15 protein-coding genes are annotated in these 19397 nt (G+C 58.4%); 9 read left to right on the forward strand and 6 right to left on the reverse strand.

Annotated features, from left to right (window positions below):
- The first annotated feature begins 11 nt into the window (after positions 1-11).
- From AC2FIS_RS07180 to AC2FIS_RS07210, 7 genes are all read left to right on the forward strand, one after another.
- Complete coding sequence (locus AC2FIS_RS07180; RefSeq protein ID WP_496772587.1) at positions 12-1400, forward strand: amidase family protein; 1389 nt, start codon at positions 12-14, stop codon at positions 1398-1400.
- 38 nt (positions 1401-1438) lie between these two features.
- The gene (locus AC2FIS_RS07185; RefSeq protein ID WP_496772589.1) at positions 1439-3088 is read left to right on the forward strand and encodes a long-chain-fatty-acid--CoA ligase; all 1650 of its coding nucleotides are present in this window, start codon (positions 1439-1441) and stop codon (positions 3086-3088) included.
- 23 nt (positions 3089-3111) lie between these two features.
- Positions 3112-4293, forward strand: coding sequence for an acetyl-CoA C-acyltransferase (locus tag AC2FIS_RS07190; protein ID WP_496772590.1), 1182 nt, complete (start codon positions 3112-3114; stop codon positions 4291-4293).
- Positions 4294-6591 (forward strand): 3-hydroxyacyl-CoA dehydrogenase/enoyl-CoA hydratase family protein, encoded by a 2298-nt coding sequence (locus tag AC2FIS_RS07195; protein WP_496772591.1) that lies wholly within the window; start codon positions 4294-4296, stop codon positions 6589-6591. It abuts the gene before it with no gap.
- A 12-nt stretch (positions 6592-6603) separates the two neighbouring features.
- On the forward strand, positions 6604-8373 hold the full coding sequence (locus tag AC2FIS_RS07200) for an acyl-CoA dehydrogenase family protein (protein ID WP_496772592.1): 1770 nt from the start codon (positions 6604-6606) through the stop codon (positions 8371-8373).
- A gap of 141 nt (positions 8374-8514) precedes the next feature.
- On the forward strand, positions 8515-9651 hold the full coding sequence (locus tag AC2FIS_RS07205) for an LLM class flavin-dependent oxidoreductase (protein WP_496772594.1): 1137 nt from the start codon (positions 8515-8517) through the stop codon (positions 9649-9651).
- Between the two features lie 287 nt (positions 9652-9938).
- Positions 9939-11108, forward strand: coding sequence for an amidohydrolase family protein (locus tag AC2FIS_RS07210; protein WP_496772596.1), 1170 nt, complete (start codon positions 9939-9941; stop codon positions 11106-11108).
- Positions 11109-11314: 206 nt separating this feature from the next.
- Here AC2FIS_RS07210 and AC2FIS_RS07215 read toward each other — a convergent pair whose 3' ends face one another.
- From AC2FIS_RS07215 to AC2FIS_RS07230, 4 genes are read right to left on the reverse strand one after another with little or no spacing between them, the layout of a single operon-like run.
- Positions 11315-12463, reverse strand: coding sequence for an acetyl-CoA acetyltransferase (locus AC2FIS_RS07215; protein WP_496772597.1), 1149 nt, complete (start codon positions 12461-12463; stop codon positions 11315-11317).
- An 11-nt stretch (positions 12464-12474) separates the two neighbouring features.
- Entirely contained in the window at positions 12475-12888 is a 414-nt protein-coding gene (locus AC2FIS_RS07220; RefSeq protein ID WP_496772598.1) for a Zn-ribbon domain-containing OB-fold protein, read from the reverse strand.
- A 16-nt stretch (positions 12889-12904) separates the two neighbouring features.
- Positions 12905-14533 (reverse strand): acyl-CoA dehydrogenase family protein, encoded by a 1629-nt coding sequence (locus tag AC2FIS_RS07225; protein ID WP_496772599.1) that lies wholly within the window; start codon positions 14531-14533, stop codon positions 12905-12907.
- Positions 14530-16374, reverse strand: a complete 1845-nt coding sequence (locus tag AC2FIS_RS07230; protein ID WP_496772601.1) for a feruloyl-CoA synthase — start codon at positions 16372-16374, stop codon at positions 14530-14532. The genes AC2FIS_RS07225 and AC2FIS_RS07230 overlap by 4 nt, the downstream gene beginning before the upstream one ends.
- A 208-nt stretch (positions 16375-16582) precedes the next feature.
- Here AC2FIS_RS07230 and AC2FIS_RS07235 point away from each other — a divergent pair, with 208 nt between their 5' ends.
- Both AC2FIS_RS07235 and AC2FIS_RS07240 read left to right on the forward strand, forming a co-directional pair.
- The gene (locus AC2FIS_RS07235) at positions 16583-17344 is read left to right on the forward strand and encodes an SDR family NAD(P)-dependent oxidoreductase (protein ID WP_496772602.1); all 762 of its coding nucleotides are present in this window, start codon (positions 16583-16585) and stop codon (positions 17342-17344) included.
- 9 nt (positions 17345-17353) lie between these two features.
- Positions 17354-18124 carry a crotonase/enoyl-CoA hydratase family protein gene (locus AC2FIS_RS07240; RefSeq protein WP_496772604.1) on the forward strand — a complete coding sequence of 257 codons (771 nt, stop codon included), beginning with the start codon at positions 17354-17356 and terminating at the stop codon, positions 18122-18124.
- A 76-nt stretch (positions 18125-18200) separates the two neighbouring features.
- Here AC2FIS_RS07240 and AC2FIS_RS07245 read toward each other — a convergent pair whose 3' ends face one another.
- Both AC2FIS_RS07245 and fdxA read right to left on the reverse strand, forming a co-directional pair.
- On the reverse strand, positions 18201-19007 hold the full coding sequence (locus AC2FIS_RS07245) for a ferredoxin--NADP reductase (protein WP_496772606.1): 807 nt from the start codon (positions 19005-19007) through the stop codon (positions 18201-18203).
- A gap of 9 nt (positions 19008-19016) precedes the next feature.
- On the reverse strand, positions 19017-19346 hold the full coding sequence (fdxA, locus tag AC2FIS_RS07250; protein ID WP_496772608.1) for a ferredoxin FdxA: 330 nt from the start codon (positions 19344-19346) through the stop codon (positions 19017-19019).
- Positions 19347-19397: the final 51 nt, after the last annotated feature.

A 19397-nucleotide genomic window follows, 5' to 3' on the forward strand; every position in this document is an offset into this window, starting at 1 on the left:
CGAGTCCCCGAATGACCGCCCCATATTCCCAACTTTCGGCACGTGCCATGGTGCAGGCCTTTGCCCGGCTGGAGCTGTCTCCGGTCGAGGTCATGCAGGCAGCGCTGGCCCGTATTGAGTCGGTAAATCCTAGGATCAACGCGATTTACCACGTGGATGCCGAGGGCGCGCTTGAAGCGGCCCGGGCGTCCGAAAAACGTTGGCACGACAACATACCAATGGGTCCCCTGGATGGCGTGCCGACAACAGTCAAAGACGCAATGGATTGCATCGGTATGCCCGCCTATCGCGGCTCGGCGGCGGGTGAGGCATCGGTCAGCACAACCGATCATCCCACGGTCGCACGCATGCGTGAGGCCGGTTCCGTGATCCTGGGCAAAAATACCATGTGCGATTATGGCATTCTTGCAGGCGGAGTGAGCTCAAAGCACGGGGTAACCCGCAATCCATGGGATGTATCGCGCACGACGGGCGCATCATCTTCGGGCGCGTCGGCTAGTGTTGCCGCCGGGATCGAGCCGGTTTCGATCGGCACCGACATCGTGGGATCCATTCGCCTGCCGGCCTCATATTGCGGCCTGGCCGGGCTGAAGCCCAGCCAGGGGCGTGTGCCCTACTACGTCTGCAACAGCCCGGCGATCACGGCGGGGCCGTTGGCCCGCAATTTTGGCGACGTCGCGCTGCATATGAACGTTCTGACCGGAGAGGATACGCGCGATTTCGCGGCTTTGGCACGGGACGGTGTGAACTATGTCTCGCGCCTGACGCGCGGCGACCGCAAAGGCATGTCGGTTCTGGTTATCCCGCAGCTGGGCTTGGGCGAACCGGTGGCGGAAGATGTTCAGGCATCGCTGGAACGGACGGCACAGGTTTTGCGGGATATGGGCGTTCAGGTCACCTATCTTGAAACCGCACCGTTCAGTCGAACGGACTGGGGACCCGCCGAGGCGTTCTACAAAATACGTACCCTGTCCGAACTGATGCGCCAACCCGTGGCCGAACAGGCGAAAACGCCCTATATCCGCGACTGGACCAACAATGCACGCGCATTGTCCGCTGTTGAGCATCAGCGGAATTTCGACCACACGCAGGTGTTGCGCGAACGTGCGTTGGCGCTGATTGACGGCCATGATTTTGTCTTGCTGCCATCGACACCGAACACCGCCTTTGCTGCCGACCTGCCGGGGTCTGACCCCGATAAGCCGTTCGAAAGCTGGGCCAATACCTTCCTGTTCAACCTCACTGAGCAACCGGCATCCAGCATTCCGGTCGGACTAGACCGCAACGGGTTGCCGATCGGTATTCAACTGGTCGGACATCGCTTTGACGATCTGGGCGTTTTGCAATTGTCGTGGCGGATCGAACAGGACATCGGGGAAATGCCGCCTGCGCCTCTGTGACGGACGCAGATGCAGAAAAACACATTGAGAGGCAAAAAATGAGCGCAGAAAAAACGACGATTCCCGGTCAGATCATGACGATGCCACTGACGGTGACCAGCATTTTCCGTCATGGCATGCGCGCGCACTCCGAGGCGGAGATTGTCTGGCGCAACTCGGATATGACGATTGATCGCTACAGCTTTGCGGATATGGGGCGACGGACCCAGCAACTGGCGCACGCTCTGACCGAACTGGGCGTGGGGCCGGGTGACCGCGTCGCGACGCTGGCCTGGAACAACAATCGGCATCTGGAACTCTATTATGCATTGGCTTGCATCGGTGCGATTTGCCACACGATCAATCCTCGCCTGCATCCCGACCAGATCGCGTTTATTATCAATGATGCCGAAGACACGCATATGTTCTTCGACACGACTTTTGCGCCGCTGATCGATGCTGTCTCGGCCCGTTGCCCCAGCGTTCAGGGCTGGTTCAGCCTGACTGGCCCAGATCAGGTGCCGCAGATGAAGACCCCGGTCAGTGACTACGAATCTCTGATCGCGGGCAAGCCCGAGGTTTATGACTGGCCCGAACTGGATGAGAACGCGGCCATGGCGCTGTGCTACACCTCTGGCACAACCGGCAATCCAAAAGGCGTTTTGTATTCCCATCGTGGGACCGTGCTGCACGCCATGGGCGTGTCCGGCGGCGACTGGCTGGCGCTCACCTCGCGTGATGCCACTTTGCCGGTGGTGCCGATGTTCCACGCCTGTGCCTGGGGTATTCCCTATGCGGCCCTGATGAACGGCACCAAACTGGTTATGCCCGGACCGGGCATGGATCCGGCCCCGCTGCGCGAACTTATGGACGACGAAGAGGTCACGATGATCTCGGGTGTGCCGACTGTCTGGCTAGGTTTGTTCGAATATCTGGATCAGCAGGGCGCCACGCTAAAAAGGGTCAAACGCGCGATGATGGGAGGTTCTGCGGCACCTCTGTCTCTGATCGAGCAGATCGAAAAAGGTCACGGGATCGACGTGGTGCATGGCTGGGGCATGACCGAGCTGAGCCCGGTCGGCACGCTTTCGGTGCCCAAATGGGGCGAGGATAAACTGCCAATCGACGACCGTCTTGCGCTGAAGACCAAACAGGGCCGCGCGCTTTACGGCGTCGAGATGCGTATCGTTAATGATGAAGGCGAGTTGCTGCCGCATGACGGCGTGGCCTCCGGCATGTTGCAGGTGCGCGGCCACTGGGTTGCCGAAAGCTATTGGGGTGGGGCCGGCGCTGATGCCTTTACCGACGACGGTTGGTTCATCACCGGTGATGTCGCGGCCATCGACCCGAAAGGCTACCTGCGCCTGACCGACCGAACCAAGGACGTGGTCAAATCGGGCGGCGAGTGGATTTCCTCGATCGATCTGGAGAACATCGCCATGAGCCACCCGGACATTCTAGAGGCCGCCTGTATCGCCGCCAAGCACTGCAAATGGGATGAACGCCCGTTGATCGTTGCTGTCAGGCGTGAGGGCTCGGATGTCAGCCGCGAGGACATTCTGGCGCTGTATGACGGCCAGATCGCCAAATGGTGGACGCCCGACGACGTGGTGTTCCAGGCCGAGCTTCCGCACACCGCGACCGGCAAAGTTTCAAAGCTGCATCTGCGTGAGCAATACGCCGACTACAAGCTGCCCACTGACATCTAATACTTCCTTCAAGGATCAATCTAATGCGTTCTGCTGTAATCGTCTCGACCGCCCGCACTGCAATTGGCAAAGCCTTTCGTGGTGCTTTCAATGACACTCACCCCGCCGTTTATGGTGGCCATGCTGTCGCCGAGGCGGTCAAACGCGCCGGTGTTGACCCGTCTGAAATTGAGGACGTGATCATCGGCAATGCCGTCCCCGAAGGTGCAAACGGCGGCAATCTTGGTCGTCAGGTCGCCATGCGCGCCGGTCTGCCCGTGACCGCATCGGGCCAAACCATCAACCGGTTCTGCTCGTCCGGTCTTGAGGCTCTGACGCGCGCCTGTTCTCGGGTCATGGTGGATGGCTGTGACGTGGTTGTCGGGGGCGGTGCCGAAAGTATTTCGCTGGTTATGGGGCGCGACAACACCTATCGCCTGAAAGAGGACTGGATCGCGCAGAACATTCGTGGGTTCTACGATCCGATGATCGCGACCGCCGATACTGTAGCCGAACGCTATGGCATCACCCGCGAGGCGCAGGATGCGTTTGCCCTGCAATCTCAGCAGCTCACGGCTGCCGCACAGGCAGCGGGCAAGTTCGATGACGAGATCGTGCCAATCACGGTCACCAAGGCAAACAAGAACAAGGAAACTGGCGAGATCACCTATGAAGAGGTCACGCTGTCGCAGGACGAGTGCAACCGTCCTTCGACCACGCTGGAAAGCCTGCAGGGTCTCACTCCAGTCATGGGCGAAGACAAGTGGATCACGGCTGGTAACGCCTCGCAATTGTCCGACGGTGGCTCGGCGCAGGTCGTGATGGAAGAGAAACTGGCTGAAAAGCGCGGGCTCGAGCCGCTGGGTCGCTATATGGGCTATGTCGTCGCGGGCTGCGAACCCGATGAGATGGGTATCGGCCCGGTGTTTGCAGTGCCGAAATTGTTGGAACGCAATGGCCTCAAGATGGACGATATCGGCCTGTGGGAATTGAATGAGGCCTTTGCATCGCAAGCTCTGTATTGCCGTGACAAGCTGGGCATCCCGAATGAGATCCTGAATGTCGATGGTGGCGCGATTTCCGTGGGCCACCCCTATGGCATGTCGGGCACGCGTATGGTCGGTCACGCGCTGATCGAGGGTAAGAAACGCAGCGCGAAGTACATCGTTGCCACCATGTGCATCGGCGGCGGCATGGGTGCTGCTGGTCTGTTCGAGGTTCTGTAAATGACTGCGATCAACAAAGTTGCTGTCATCGGCTCGGGCGTGATGGGGGCAGGCATTGCCGCCCATTTCGCCAATGCCGGTGCCGAAGTCGTTTTGCTGGACATCGTACCAAAGGATGCCGAAGACCGCTCGATGTTGGCCAAAGGTGCCATTGCACGCATGACCAAGGGCCGCGCGCCGCAACTGGCCGACCCGGCCTATGCCGCCCGGCTGACAGCGGGCAATCTGGACGATGATCTGGATCAGCTTTCGACCTGTGATTGGGTGGTCGAGGTCGTTCTGGAAGACCTCGCCATCAAACACGCGCTCTATGCGAAAATTGCGCCTTATCTGCGCGACGATGCACTGCTGAGCTCGAACACCTCGACCATTCCGTTGGCCGATTTGGTCAGCCAGATGGATAACAGCCTGCGCAAGCGCTTCATCATCGTGCATTTCTTCAACCCGCCGCGCTATATGCGCCTGATTGAGCTTGTGATCGGACCGGACACGGATCCGGCTGCTGCGGAACGTGCGCGTGCGTTCAGCGATGAATGCCTCGGCAAAACCGTCGTGCCCTGCAACGACCGCCCCGGGTTCATCGCCAACCGTCTGGGCGGGCTGTGGATGAACGCCGCTGCCCGCGAGGCCGTGGCACGTGGCATCACGGTCGAAGAGGCTGATACGGTGCTGGCCCGTCCCTTCGGCGTGCCCGGAACGGGTGTATTCGCGTTGATGGACCTGATCGGCATCGACCTGATGGGCAAATCGCGCCTGTCCATGCGCAATCTGCTCGACGCTGATGATCCGCAGCAATTCCACACCGAAGGCTTGGAGCTGTTCGATCAGATGGCCGCCAAGGGTTTGGCCGGTCGCAAGGTCGGTGCGGGTTTCTATCGCAGATCCAAGGCCGATAATGGCAAGCCAGTCGCCGAAGCCGTCGATCTGGCAATGCTGGAGTATCGTGCGCAGGCCAAGGGTCCGGAGTTGGCCAAAAGCTTTGGTGTCGACTTCATTGATCAGGCCGGTGATCGGTTGGCTGATTATGCCTGGGCCGTAATGGGGCCGACTTTGTCTTATGCGGCCCATTGCGTGCCCGAGATTACCGCCAACCCGGCAGATATCGATGCAGCGATGGAGCTGGGGTATAATTGGCGCATGGGCCCATTCAAGCTGATCGACAAGATTGGTGCGGACAAGATTGTGGCTCGCTTGAAGGCCGAGGGTCAGGATGTGCCGCCCTTGCTGGCGCTGGCCGCTGAACGCGGCGGGATTTATTCAGGTCAGGGCCGTGACCGTAAGGTGCTGTTGCCTTCGGGCGAACAGGCAGACGTGCCGCGTGGGCCCGGGGTGATCTTTGCATCTGACCTGACGGATGCTCCGGTGTTCCAGACCGAGGCTGTTGTGCTGCACGATATGGGTGAGGGTGTCGCTCTGCTGACGATCACCGCACCTAATGCGGCTTTGGACGATCAGGTGATGACAGGTGTGAGCGAAGCACTGGACGTCGTGGGCCGAGATTTCAATGCGATGGTCATCGGGTCGGACGGCAACCACTTTTCGGTGGGCGCAAACCTGAAAAAAGCGCTGGATCGTGCTGATGCGGGGGAACTGGATCTGGTCGAAGGGCAACTGGCCATCGGTCAGGCCACGATGCGCAAGATCAAGTACGCGCCGTTCCCGGTTGTCTCGGCCGCCTGTGGGCTTGCCCTTGGTGGAGGCTGCGAAATCCTGATGCATTCGGATCGGGTCATGGCGGCTCTGGAAAGCAATGTCGGATTGGTCGAGGCTAATGTCGGCCTGCTGCCTGCATGGGGCGGAACAACCGCCCTGTTGCTGCTCAAGGCGGCGGAACTGGGTGATGCTGTCAAAGGGGCCGAGGCTGCGTTCGACGTGATTTCAGTCGCTATGATGGCAGGCTCTGCCCCTATGGCGCAGCACGCGGGTTACTTGCGGCAAACCGATGGCGTGGTGATGAACCGCGACCGCCTTTTGGCCGAAGCAAAGACGGCGGCTCTGACACTGGCTGAAGCGTACAATCCAGCACCTAAGGCCGAGATCACGCTGGATGCCGCTGCAATCAATGCCGCGTTGGAGCCGAAGCTGGCCGCGCTGGCAGAGGCAGTGCCCGACGCACCCTACACAGTCGAGATTGCCCTTGAAACAGCGCGCGTTCTGGCTGGCGGTGACGGCGGCGTTCTGGACGAAGAGGCGCTGCACAGGCTGGAAGCCGAAGGCATGATGCGCCTGATCCGTCAGGATAAAACAATTGAACGGATGCGTCACACCATGACGACCGGCAAGCCGCTTAAAAACTGAGGGATCATAGGTATGGACTATCAACTCCCGCAGCGGGACATTACTTTTCTGTTGGACGAGGTTCTTGACCTCGACAAGACGCTGGCGCTGCCAGGGTATGAGCATTGCGACAAAGATACGTTCTTTGCGGTCATTGACGCGATCAACGGGTTTGTGCGCGAAAATCTGGCAACCTGCAATGAGGCGGGCGACAGCCCGGGCGCACGGCTTGAAGATGGTCAGGTCTATGCCGCACCCGGTTTTGGCGACGCCTACAAGGTATTCTGCGAAGACGGCTGGAACGCGCTGGCGCTGGAAGAAGAATATGGCGGCCAACAACTGCCCTTCGTCCTGCACGCCGCCCTGCGTGAAGGTATGGCCGGAACCAATCTGGCTTTCGCCCTGATCCACGAACTGAACTTTGGCGTTGTCGAAGCGCTGATGGCCTATGGCTCGGACGAACAGAAGGCGGTCTATTGCCCTCAGCTGACGTCCGGCAACTGGGCCGGAACCATGAACCTAACCGAGCCGCATTGCGGCACCGATTTGGGCCTGATCCGCACCAAGGCGGTTCGCAATGATGACGGATCTTACGCCATCACTGGTAACAAGATTTTCATCACCTGGGGCGACCATGACATGTCGGAAAATGTCGCCCATCTGATCCTCGCACGGGTCGAGGGCGCTCAGCCCGGACCGCGTGGACTGTCCCTGTTTTTGGCGCCGAAATACATGCTGAATGCGGACAACAACACGACGGGCGAGCAAAACACGATCACCATTGCCGGGATCGAGAACAAGATGGGTATCCACGGATCACCCACCTGCGCGATTTCGTTTGAAGACACCAAGGCCTGGATCGTCGGCGACGAGGGTAAGGGTTTGGCCGCGATGTTCGTGATGATGAACGCCGCGCGCCTGTCGGTCGGCCTGCAAGGGTTGGGCGTAGCTGAGGCCGCTGTGCAAACTGCGTCGGCATATGCCCATGAACGCCTTCAGGGTCGCGCGGACGGGGAACCTTTGAATCCGAATGGTCCTGCCGATCCGCTGATTGCCCATGCGGACGTACGCCGCCGCCTACTGACCGCCCAAGGCGAAATGGACGCTGCCCGTGCGCTGGCCTATTACGGAGCGGGCCTGCTGGATGAAGCTCATCGGGCAGGAACGCCCGAGCAGCGCATAGTGGCAGACGCGCGCCTTTCGCTACTGACGCCGGTCATCAAGTCCTACCTTTCGGACATGGGATCGCGAATGGCGAATGAGACTGTGCAGATGCATGGTGGACATGGGTTCATAAAGGATTACGGCGTCGAACAGCTGGTGCGTGATGTGCGGATCACTGAAATCTACGAAGGCACCAATGCCGTTCAGGCCCGCGATCTGGTTATGCGTAAGGTGCGCGGCGACAATGGTGCCGTCATCAAGGGCCTGGTGGCCGACATGCTGGACGAGGCGGGCAAACTGGGCAACGACCTCTCTGACTTAGAGAAAAACTTACGCGATGCGGCATCCCGGCTTGGACGTTCCACCGATTGGGTGCTGGGCACGGCGCAAGGTGACGTGCTGTCCGGAGCGTGCGACTATCTGGAAATCGTGGCGTTGAGCGTATCGGCCTGGATGTCCGCCCGGATTGCACGGGTGGCCACCGCCGCAGCGGGCGCTCAATCGCCAGAATACTATTCGGATCGGGTGGATGCAGCACGCGCCTTTATGGCGCGGGCATTGCCCCGTGCTGTCAGCCACGAATTAATCATGCAGGCCGGTGAACCCGGCGTTGTATGTCGGGCTGACCGCTGTCTGTAACTCCTCCTTCTTTACAGACAGCGGTGCTAAAGGGCGTTCTGGAAACAGGGCGCCCTTTTTGCGTTTCTTGACCCAAATCAAGTTTTGTTGAGACGTCAGGGAATAGAATTTAGTGAACGATCACAAAATTCAGGTAATACCATGAAAACACATATCCTTGTGCAACCTTATATGCGTTCAAAGGGCGAAGATGTCGTGTTGCCCGGCTCGGACCCGGATCGGTATGAAACGCTGTTGGAGCGGACAACCGAGCAGATGAAGTTTGCCGACGAAAACGGGTATGCCGGGTTTTGCATGACCGAGCATCACTTTCAGGTGGAAGGGATCGAAACCACGACCAACCCACTTTTGTGGAACATGCACATCGCTGCAAACACCAAGAACCTGATGGTGGGGCAGGTGGGTATGGCGCTGACGGCGCATCACCCGATGCGTCTGGCCGAGGATCTGGCAATGATCGATCACATGTCCGGTGGCCGATTGTTCTGTGGTTTTGTTCGAGGCAACACACCGCGCTGGCTGAATACACTGGCGCAGCATCTGGATATCACGACAACCCAATCTGATCGATCCAAGGAAGATGCCCGGAACCGTCGATTGATGGAGGAAAGCTGGGCCGTGGTCAAAAAGGCCTGGACCAACGAAACCTTCAATCATCATGGCGAATTTTGGAACATCCCTGCCGACAACATCACATGGCCCTTCCCCCCGACCGCAAAGTATGGCGGCGAAGGTGCAGTCGACGACAACGGTAAGTTGCGCAAAATGGGCATTGTTCCGCGCCCGCGCAAGCGGACCGATGGCCGAGATTTTCTGCCGCTTTACGTGCCGTTCTCGTGGTCGATGGAGACGGCAAAGTTCTGGGCCAAGGAAGGTGCCAAGCTAGTGTCTTTTGTGTCCAAGGATGAATTCATGGACATGACGATGCCGATCTATCTGGAAGAAGCGCACCACCATGGCCATACCGATCTGACGGTCGGAAACACCCTGGTTTTGGGCGGGCATCTGACCATCGGATCGACCGAAGCGCAGGCCGAGCAGCACTATCGCGATTTTGAGGAGTTGTTCAATTTCGCCTATAACGCCCCGCCATATCATGTGCCGATGGGGCGCGTCTGGAAAGGCACCGTAAACCAGGTGATTGATCAGGTTGGTGCGTTGAAAGAGAAATATGGGACGGAAGAATTCGTCGTCTGGCATCACGTCGGATACTTCACGCAAGATGAAGAGCTTGAGATGCTGGACAACTACGCCAAGGTCATCAAGGCGTTTTCCTGAGCCGAGGCAATAGAAGCAACAGCGCCCAAGCCGCGGTACTAAACGGCGGCTTGACGACTGCAGGTTTCTTACCAGCAGGCGAGGATTGGTCGGCTCTGGTCATTCAACCGCACAAGGGTCAGCAATTCCCGGCGCCGCACCAATTAGAAGGTCTTGACACAGGCCTTCTAATATCGCTTGTATACTAATGAAAATGGATGAATGAAGCGCGAAGGCTGAACGGTTTCTTGGCGGGCTTTTTTTGATCCGAAAAGGAACCAGAAATCACACGCTAAATGGGGGATCAGATGGCTGACGCACCAAAAGACACACCGGAACAGGGTCGCACACTAATCCGTAACATCGGTTTGCTTCTGACCGGTGATCTGGACTCGCCTATTGCGGACAGTGATTGCCTGCTCATCGAAGACGGGGTGATTGTGGGCCTTGAAACCGGCGACGCAGATCGCATCATCGATGCCTCTGGTTGTGCAGTCGCACCGGGCCTGATTGATGGCCATTGCCACCCGGTTTTCGGCGATTGGACCCCGCGCCAAAGCCAGATCGGCTGGATCGAAATGAATGTTAACGGCGGCGTCACAAGCTTCATATCCGCGGGCGAAGTCCATCTGCCTGGTCGCCCCAAGGATGCCGAAGGCGTCAAGGCGTTGGCGATGGTGGCACAACGTTGCTATTCAAATTTCCGCCCGTCCGGTGCCAAGGTTTTGGCGGGCGCGCCGGTGCCGGAACTTGATTTCGATCGCGATTTTTATGTCGCCGTCAAAGCGGCCGGTATCCGGCATATTGGTGAGATCGGCCTTGGGACAGTAGCCAAAGGCCCGGACGCGGCACGCGTCACCGGCTGGTGTCGGGAATTGGGAATTGAAACTATTATGCATACTGGCGGCCCTTCGATTGCGGGCTCTCATGATGTGCGTGCAGCGGACGTGCTTGAGGCGCAACCGGACGTTGTCAGCCATATCAACGGTGGGCCAACCTCAATTTCGCAAGACGAAATCCGAGAGCTTTGCCGCCACGCGAAAGGGGCGCTTGAAGCGGTACATAATGGCAACGAGAAGTCGGTAATTGTCACATTGGAAGGCGCGTTGGCCGAAGGCCGCCTTGCCGATTTCCTGATTGGAACAGATGCCCCGGCAGGTTCCGGCGTACAACCGAACGGAATGCTGCGGATGGCAACTCTGCTGGCCAGTATTGGCGGATTGCCTGCTGAACAAGCGTGGTGCTGTGGCACCGGAAACGTGGCAAAGAGACGGGATCTTGTACAAGGGATCGTGGCACCAGGCCGCCCGGCCGATCTGGTGTTCATGGACCGCCCCGAAGGATCTGACGGTAAGAACGTTTTGGAAGGCATGGCGGTCGGCAACATCCCCGGAGTTGGGGCTGTTATGATTGATGGAAAGATGCGTACCGGACGGTCGCGCTCGACCCCTCCTGCTGCGCGCGTACCTGTAGTTTAAAGACACGGGAAACGTAGGTTTGAAGCCTAAGCCCGACTGCCAGATAGGCGGTCGGGCTTAGGGCTTTTCCAAAAATTACGAAATTGGATTGTCTGCTTCAGGCGCTAAATGACCCTTGCCGAGGGTACGTTTTCGGCAGGTTGCGTTCTATCGTTTTGGCAAAATCACAAGCTTTGGGGCGCGCATTTGCGCCCCATTTTGATCGCTTAAAGCGCAGCTTCGCTGCCCAGAACGGTCGTGAACTCGTTCGAGAACGTGCCGCCGTTGCCATGGGCAATCGCGATATTCACATCGTCGATCTGACGATCGCCGCCGTCGCCCCGGATTTGGGTCGCAGCCTCGATTAGACAGAACAGGCCGTACATGCCGGGGTGCACACAACCTAGCCCGCCGCCATTTGTGTTTACCGGCAGCGAGCCACCCGGTGCGATGTTGCCATCGGCGACAAAGGCCCCGGCCTCACCTTTCTTCACAAAGCCCATGTCCTCGAGGAACAGCAGCGTGTTAATCGTGAAGGCGTCATACAGCTCGACCACATCAACGTCTTTGGTGGTGACGCCGGCCATCTCGAACGCGCGTTTCGAACTTTCGGTGGCACAGGTGGTGGTCAGCGTGGCGGCCTGACTGATCTCGCGGTGGGAAATGGCGTTGCCGCCGCCCAGGAAATAGGCGGGCTTTTCTTGATAATCCTTGGCGCGGTCGGCAGAGGTGACGATGATCGCAGCCCCGCCATCCGACATCAGGCAGCAATCCAGAACCGACAGTGGATCGGCAACCATGGGCGAGTTCAGATACTCCTCCATCGTCAGGTCATCCTGCATTGTCGCATCGGGGTTCAGCTGAGCCCATTTTCGGGCCGAGATGGCGACATGGCCGAAATGCTCTTTGGGTACGTTGAACTCGTGCATATAGCGTTGCGCGGTAAAGGCGTATCCCGGCACCGGCACCATCGGTTCATAGGCGCGTTCCCATTGCGGGGTTTCGATCAATCCGTTGAGATCGCGCGCGGATTTCGCGTTCGAGCCGTAGCAGATCAGAACGTTTTTGCACAGACCGGCCTGAATCGCCATGGTCGCCTCGACCAGATAGGACATGAAAGACGATCCGCCCACCATGTCCGAGTTCGCCCAGGTTGGCTTGATGCCCAGATACTCGGCGATCGAGAGAGTGGGGAAGAAGTGGTAGAAAGTGCCGCCACAGACGCCGTCGATCTCGGACAGGTCCATGCCTGCATCGGTCAGCGCGTTCTGCGTGGCTTTGGCGATCAGTTCCATTGGTGAGGTGTTGGGCGTTTTGCCCAGACCCCAATAGCCTTTGCCAACGATTGCGGATTTGCCGCGAAGTGCATGTGCCATGATTGAATTCCTTATTCCGCGGGCTTGAAGAACACGGCGGCCTCGCCGGATTTTGCGTTGGGTCCGAAGTCGGGGGTCATGACAACGGCTTGTACTTTCATACCGATGGTGATCGCTTCGTTGTCCACGTCCACAATGCGGCTGAACATGCGCGGGCCTTCGTCCAGATCAATCAGCACGTTGTTGATGTCACCACCGTATTTTGCCGGACGCCGGATGATGGTCGAGGCAAAAACAGTGCCGCGGCCCGAGGCTTCGACCCATTCCAGATCGTCTGCTCCGGTGGTGGGGGACAGAGCGCGTGGATAGAAATTGTATTCACCCGTGGTTTTTGAGCGCTGGATCAGAAATATTCCAGCGGCCAGGCCGGAACGGAATGCCGCGTCGGCCTGAGGGCTGGCTTCGGGAAGAGTAAAGTCAGTCATGTGTCGTCCTTGATGTTCACGCGGCAAAGATCGCCGCAGAATGCGTGGGTTCTGGATTAAGGATGCGGTGCCGCAGCAAACCGGCTTCGGGCAGGATGCGCGCCCGGACATGGGCCGCAGTGGCGCGCAACAATTCGGGTTCCGGGGCGTTGTCCGCGGCGGCCTCGAGATCCGCCCAAACTCGACCAAAATATACCAACCCGGTCAGCCGGATATAGTCCGAGACCGACGGACCGATATCCGTATAGCTTTGCATGGCTTGGGTTGCGGTTTTCCAGGCGTCGATCGCATCGGCCAGCTCGACCGAGCTGGGGCCCGTCGAGGCCAATTCGACAAAAGCCTGCGCTGCCGCACCGTCATTAGCGCGGATCGTGCGGCGGGCCACTCCGGTCGCCAGAACGCCGTTGGTGCCCTCGTAAATTGCCATGATGCGGCTGTCGCGCATGATCTGTTCAACGCGGTATTCCTTGCAGAATCCATAGCCGCCGTGGATTTGCACCGCCTGGCTTGAGGCCGCGTTGACTGCGTCGGTCGCGAAGGCCTTGCAGGTCGGAGTAAGGATATCCAGCAACCCCTGATCGGCGCCCAAATCCATATCCACAAAGGTGCGATAAACCATCGCCCGGCATCCCAGGGTGTAGGCATAGATATCCAGCAACATTCGCTGAACGTCACCGTGTTTGGTGATCAACGCCGTGCCTTCTGATGTCGTGCCCTGGCGCCGACCTGCGGCATGCAAACGCGAACGCTGAAAGGCCACGTCCATTTGGCCCACAGCCTGCAGGGCCACATCCAGACGCTCGGCATTCATCATGGTGAACATGGCGGCCAGCCCCTGGCCTTCCTGGCCCAACAATTCGGCTTTTGCGCCGTCGAACGCCATCTGACAGGTGGGCGAGGCATGCATCCCCATCTTTTCTTCGATACGGACGGTTTGCACCTGATTGCGCTTACCGTCGGGCAAAACGGCGGGGCAGGCAAACAGGCTCAGCCCGCGCACACCCGTCGCTGCGTCTGGGGTGCGCGCGAGCACCAGATGCAAGACGTTGTCGGTATAGTCGTGGTCACCGCCCGAAATGAAGATTTTAGTGCCGTTGAGCACATAACCTTCGCCATCGGGTGTAGCCGTTGTTTTGATCCGACCCAGATCTGACCCCGCATCCGGTTCGGTCAGGCACATCGATGCCATCCATTCGCCGGACACCAGCGGCGGCAACAGCCGCGCCTTTTGGTCGTCATTGCCTGAGGCATTCAGGGTTCGAATGCAGCCCTGCGCAAGACTCAGCACCATCTCATAGGAAATACACGCGCCAGCCAGCATATCCGCCAGAACCGCGCCCAGAATGTGTGGCAGTTCTTGCCCGCCATATTCTTCAGGCGCACAAAGGCCCGGCCAACCGGCATCAGCATAGCGTTTATAGGCGGCAACCATGCCCGGTGGCATCCGCACACGGCCATTTTCCAGACGCGCGCCTTGTTCCTCGCCGATCATGTCCAAAGGGGCAATCTCGGTATTGATGAAGCGGCCTAAGGCAGGGATTACAGCTTCGGCCAGATCGTCGCTCCAATCTGGCAGCCGCTCGGGTCGGCCGATATGCTTGAGGACGAATGCAATCTCGGCTTCAGAGGCGGTGTAGTCGATCATGTGGTGGCCTTTCCTGATAGGATCACATCCTCGGACCCTTCATACAATCCGGTGACCGCGTCAGCCCGAAGCTCTAGCGCAAGGCGTTGATTGATATAGCCTTTGTCGGTGATCTCATTCTTTTCAACCGACGGGGCGTCGTGTTCGATGCGAACGCGCTTCACGCGTGTGGCGCTTCCGGTTTGCCCGGCATTGTATGCAGCCAAACGTTCGGTGATGAAGGCGCGCACAGTCGGATCATCGGCATAGCCGACCAAAGTGTCGTCCTGCCCAGTCAGGGCCCTGCATTCTTCTGCATTCAGGAACAGCAAGGCACCAATTTCGGTCCGGTCATGGCCGGTAATGACGGCATCCGAGGCAATCGGGCTAAGCGCCTGCAGTAACGCAACACGTAAGTTGCCGACGGCGACCCAAGTGCCGGTCATCAGTTTGAAGTTCTCAGAGATGCGGCCATCGAATAAGATGCCCTTTGATGGGTCATCTGGATCTTGCAAGCGACCCGCGTCGCCGGTCAGAAAGTACCCTTCCTCGTCAAACGCCTCGGCGGTTTTTTCGACGTTGTTCAGATAACCTGTTGTCACATGCGGTCCGCGGACCCGCATTTCCAGCTTGCCACCATTGGGCAGAAACTTCAGCTCGGATCCCGGACCCGGCACCCCGATGACGCCTGCCTTGTCGATGGGGAAGTGCACACAGGTGGCCATCATCGCCTCGGTCAGGCCCCAGGCGCTTACAAACGGGATTTTCTCGCCCCGTTCCTGCACGCCCAATTGTTCTAGACCTTCCCAAAGATGGTCGGGTAGCCCCGCACCAGAGAAAAAGATCAGATCAAGTCGCTTGAAAAAAGCGCTGCGAAAAGCTTCGTCCTCGCGCAGGACTGGCAAAAGCATGTCAAAGCCGCGCGGGACGTTGAAGAACAGAGTGGGTGATACGTCGCGCACGTTGCGAATTGTCTTTTCGATTTCACCCGGCACGGGTTTGCCATCATCGACATAGAAGCTGCCGCCGTTGCGCAGCATCATGTTGAAGTTGAAATTGCCGCCGAACGTATGGTTCCAGGGCAGCCAATCAACCACGACAGGTGGGGCGCTTTCCAGAAACGGCCAAATCTGCACCACGGCTTCTTGAGTGGCCAACATCATGCGCTGCGTTACGATGACGCCCTTGGGCAACCCGGTTGAGCCAGAGGTGAACAGGATCTTGGCCAGCGTGTCATGGTCAATCGTGGCCCGCGCTTGGGCAACCGGTTCGCCAGCTGTGGCTTCTAGGGCGTGCTCAAAGGTCAGTGCGCCATTGTCCGACAGCCGTTCGATGCCTTCCGAGGCGAGAAATTCAAAAGCATGGGCAAAGCTCTTGGCATCATCGGCATAGGCCATGCCGGGATTTGTGGTCCGGACGATATGGCGCAGTTTGGCTAGGGACTCGTCGAACAGAGAGTAAGGGACTGAAACCGGCACCACCGGAATGCCCACATGCATAGCAGCCAGCATCAGCAGACCGTGCCGGACCGAATTGCCCGACAGAATCAAAAGCGGGCGGTCTTGACCCAGTCCCTTGTTCAGAAGAAACGCAGCCAGTGAGCGGGTTTGCGCCAAAGCCTCGGAATAGGTGACGCTGATCCATTCTCCGTCTGGCCCACGTTCGGCCAGAAACAGGCGATCAGGTGCTTCTTCCGCCCAGCGTTCCAGATATTCAGAAACGCATTGTACATCCATATTCAGCGGGTATGGGCTACGCAAAACAAAGGCGCCATCGCCCAGGTCTTCACGCAACACCTTTGAGGGCGCGAATTTTTGGATAGGCACTATACCGTCTTCACTATGCCGGGCTGAAATGCTCATCTTTCCTCTCCCTGTCATCTGGTCGCCGTGGGCGCGACATGATGCATATTCTGAAAATCAGGCTATCCAAAAAATTGTTAGTATGCAAATGTATTATTGATCGTTCACTAAGTTCGAATTCAACGGGTATGATGCATCAGGAAATCGCGCAAGACCGAAGCCTGATTTCGTTGCGTCATGGCGTTCGGGGCACACAGGGAGACATGAAATGAGAATCGAAAACGCATCCGCAATCGTGACTGGCGGTGCTTCGGGGTTGGGGTTTGCGACGGCCGAGTATCTTGCATCATGCGGGGCGAAAGTGGCCCTGTTCGACTTGCCCGGCGACAAGCTGGACGAGGCCGCAAAGCAACTGGGGGCAACAGCCGCGCCTTGCGACGTCACCAATGAGGCCCAGGTTACTGCGGCGCTGGACACGGCGATTGCCGCCAATGGTTTGCCCCGTGTTGTCGTCAATTGCGCCGGCGTCACACATGGCGAGCGGATCGTTGGGCGCAACGGGCCGGCCGCGCTGGACGGGTTCGCCAGAACGGTTCAGATCAACCTGATCGGCACCTTCAACGTCATGCGCTTGGCGGCTGAGCGGATCATGCAAAATGAATCGCTTGAGGATAACGAGCGGGGGATTATCATCAACACCGCGTCGGCGGCGGCTTTTGAAGGACAGATCGGGCAGGCGGCCTATTCTGCCTCGAAAGGTGGGGTGGCCAGTCTGACTTTGCCTGCGGCGCGGGAATTTGCGCGCTCGGGCGTTCGGGTCATGGCGATTGCACCGGGTATCTTCTCGACCCCGATGATGGATTTGCTGCCGCAAGAGATTCAGGACAGTCTGGGCGCCAAGGTTCCCTTCCCGTCGCGTCTTGGACAGCCGGCTGAGTTTGCGCGCCTGGCAGGGCACATGATCGAAAACACCATGCTGAACGGTGAATGCGTGCGTCTGGACGGCGCGATCCGTCTGGAACCCAAGTAAGGCTTTGCAATGGAATATACACATATCACCCCGGAAACAGACGGCCCGGTCGGTATCCTGACGCTGGACCGGCCTGCCAAGTTCAATGCGATCAATCACGGGCTGCTGTTTGAGATCGAGCACTATTTTGACACCCTTCCCGATGAGATCGGCGCCGTTGTGATCCGCAGTTCCGGTCAGCATTTCTGTGCCGGGCTGGATCTGTTGGAACATTCGATGCGCGACGCCGCAGGGGCGATGCATGAATGCCGCCTGTGGCACCGGATTTTCGACAAGATCGAATACGGACGGGTTCCGGTCGTCGCCGCAATGAACGGTGGTGTTTTGGGCGGCGGGATGGAGCTGGCCATGACCGCCCACATTCGGGTCTCGCAGCAAGATACGTTTTTTGAACTGCCCGAAGGACGCCGCGCGATCTTTGTCGGCGGCGGCGCAACGGTACGTGTTGGCCGGATCATCGGGGCCAGCCGGATGATGGAGATGATGCTGACCGGTCGCCGTTATGGCTCGGACGAAGGGTTGCAGCTAGGGCTGGCGCATTATGTCGAGCCGGACGGAACAGTGTTCGACAAGGCGATGGAACTGGCCAAGCGCGTGACCGAGAATGCGCCGCTGTCAAACTACATGATGATGCAGGCGATCACGCGCATCAACGACATGTCGGCCAGTGATGGCTTCTTTACCGAAAGTCTGGCGGCAGCAATTGCCCAGTCCTCACCCGAAGCGCGGGCCGGGATGGAGGCGTTTCTGAACAAGACAGGAAAGCGGGACAATCAGTAAGTCCCGAGACACGCGGGATCTGGTGTGAGAGCGTTTCACCAGATCCCGGTGTAGGGCGGGGCAGAGCCCCGGTTGGTCAAGCGACAAAGGCGCGTTCGACCACAAAAGTTGCAGGTTTGTTGTTCGCACCTTCTTCCAGACCGAACCCTTCCAGCGCGGCCTTGGTATCCTGCAGCATCGCCATCGAGCCGCAAATCATTCCGCGATCTGTTTCAGGTGAGATTGGCAGCAGCTCCAAATCATCAAACACTTTGCCCGATGCCATAAGATCGGTGATCCGACCTTTGAACGGATAATCCTCACGCGTGAGGGTGCAGTAGTGCCGCAAATTCTGCGCCATCTCGCCCACCAACGGATCGGATTTGAGCGCCGCGACCAGTTCTTTTCCATAGTCCAGCTCGCCCTGCTTCCGGCAGGTATGGGTCAGGATCACTTCGTCGAACTTCTCATAGGTTTCGGGGTCGCGGATCAGTGATGCAAAGGGCGCAATGCCGGTGCCGGTCGAAAACATCCAAAGCCGTTTACCCGGCAACAGCGCGTCATTGACCAGCGTGCCTGTGGGTTTTTTGCGCATCAGAACTGTGTCACCTTCGCGAATTTTCTGCAGGTGTTCGGTCAGCGGGCCATCGGGGACTTTGATGGAATAGAACTCGATCTCTTCATCCCAGCTGGGTGATGCGATGGAATAGGCGCGGTACACGGGTTTTCCCGCGTTCGGCAGGCCAATCATCACAAACTCACCTGACCGAAACCGGAAGGAAGCCGGGCGGGTGATGCGGAATTTGAACAGCCGGTCGGTGTAATGCTTCACTTCGGTCACGGTTTGGGCGAACACGCCCGCCGGAATGGGGAATTCAGTTTTGGTCGTAGAATCCAACGACATATTTGTCTCCTATTCTGCCGGGGCTTCAGACAAGAGCGCCAGCTTGCCTTCTTTGCCGTTCCAGTCGTTCGCGTCAGGCATCGGGTCTTTCTTTTCGGTGATGACGGGCCACGCCTCTGCGTATTTGCCGTTCAGTTCGACCCACGTCTCCATCCCGTCCTCGGTGTCCGGACGGATTGCGTCGGCGGGGCATTCTGGTTCACACACGCCGCAGTCGATGCATTCGTCCGGATGGATGACCAGAGTATTTTCCCCTTCGTAGAAGCAATCCACGGGGCAAACCTCCACACAATCGGTGAATTTGCAGTTGATGCAGTCTTCGGTGACGACGTAAGTCATGGAGTGCCTATTCGTTAGTATACGAATGAATATTCGTGAGAAATACGCGCC

Source organism: Ruegeria sp. CDSB113 (assembly GCF_059611045.1).

Coding starts and splice junctions, on each gene's coding strand:
- AC2FIS_RS07235 (WP_496772602.1), top strand. CDS start 16,583: ATGAGAATCGAAAACGCATCCGCAATCGTGACTGGCGGTGCTTCGGGG.
- AC2FIS_RS07185 (WP_496772589.1), top strand. CDS start 1,439: ATGAGCGCAGAAAAAACGACGATTCCCGGTCAGATCATGACGATGCCA.
- AC2FIS_RS07210 (WP_496772596.1), top strand. CDS start 9,939: ATGGCTGACGCACCAAAAGACACACCGGAACAGGGTCGCACACTAATC.
- AC2FIS_RS07215 (WP_496772597.1), bottom strand. CDS start 12,463: ATGGCACATGCACTTCGCGGCAAATCCGCAATCGTTGGCAAAGGCTAT.
- fdxA (WP_496772608.1), bottom strand. CDS start 19,346: ATGACTTACGTCGTCACCGAAGACTGCATCAACTGCAAATTCACCGAT.
- AC2FIS_RS07245 (WP_496772606.1), bottom strand. CDS start 19,007: ATGTCGTTGGATTCTACGACCAAAACTGAATTCCCCATTCCGGCGGGC.
- AC2FIS_RS07200 (WP_496772592.1), top strand. CDS start 6,604: ATGGACTATCAACTCCCGCAGCGGGACATTACTTTTCTGTTGGACGAG.
- AC2FIS_RS07195 (WP_496772591.1), top strand. CDS start 4,294: ATGACTGCGATCAACAAAGTTGCTGTCATCGGCTCGGGCGTGATGGGG.
- AC2FIS_RS07220 (WP_496772598.1), bottom strand. CDS start 12,888: ATGACTGACTTTACTCTTCCCGAAGCCAGCCCTCAGGCCGACGCGGCA.
- AC2FIS_RS07190 (WP_496772590.1), top strand. CDS start 3,112: ATGCGTTCTGCTGTAATCGTCTCGACCGCCCGCACTGCAATTGGCAAA.
- AC2FIS_RS07230 (WP_496772601.1), bottom strand. CDS start 16,374: ATGAGCATTTCAGCCCGGCATAGTGAAGACGGTATAGTGCCTATCCAA.
- AC2FIS_RS07205 (WP_496772594.1), top strand. CDS start 8,515: ATGAAAACACATATCCTTGTGCAACCTTATATGCGTTCAAAGGGCGAA.
- AC2FIS_RS07240 (WP_496772604.1), top strand. CDS start 17,354: ATGGAATATACACATATCACCCCGGAAACAGACGGCCCGGTCGGTATC.
- AC2FIS_RS07225 (WP_496772599.1), bottom strand. CDS start 14,533: ATGATCGACTACACCGCCTCTGAAGCCGAGATTGCATTCGTCCTCAAG.
- AC2FIS_RS07180 (WP_496772587.1), top strand. CDS start 12: ATGACCGCCCCATATTCCCAACTTTCGGCACGTGCCATGGTGCAGGCC.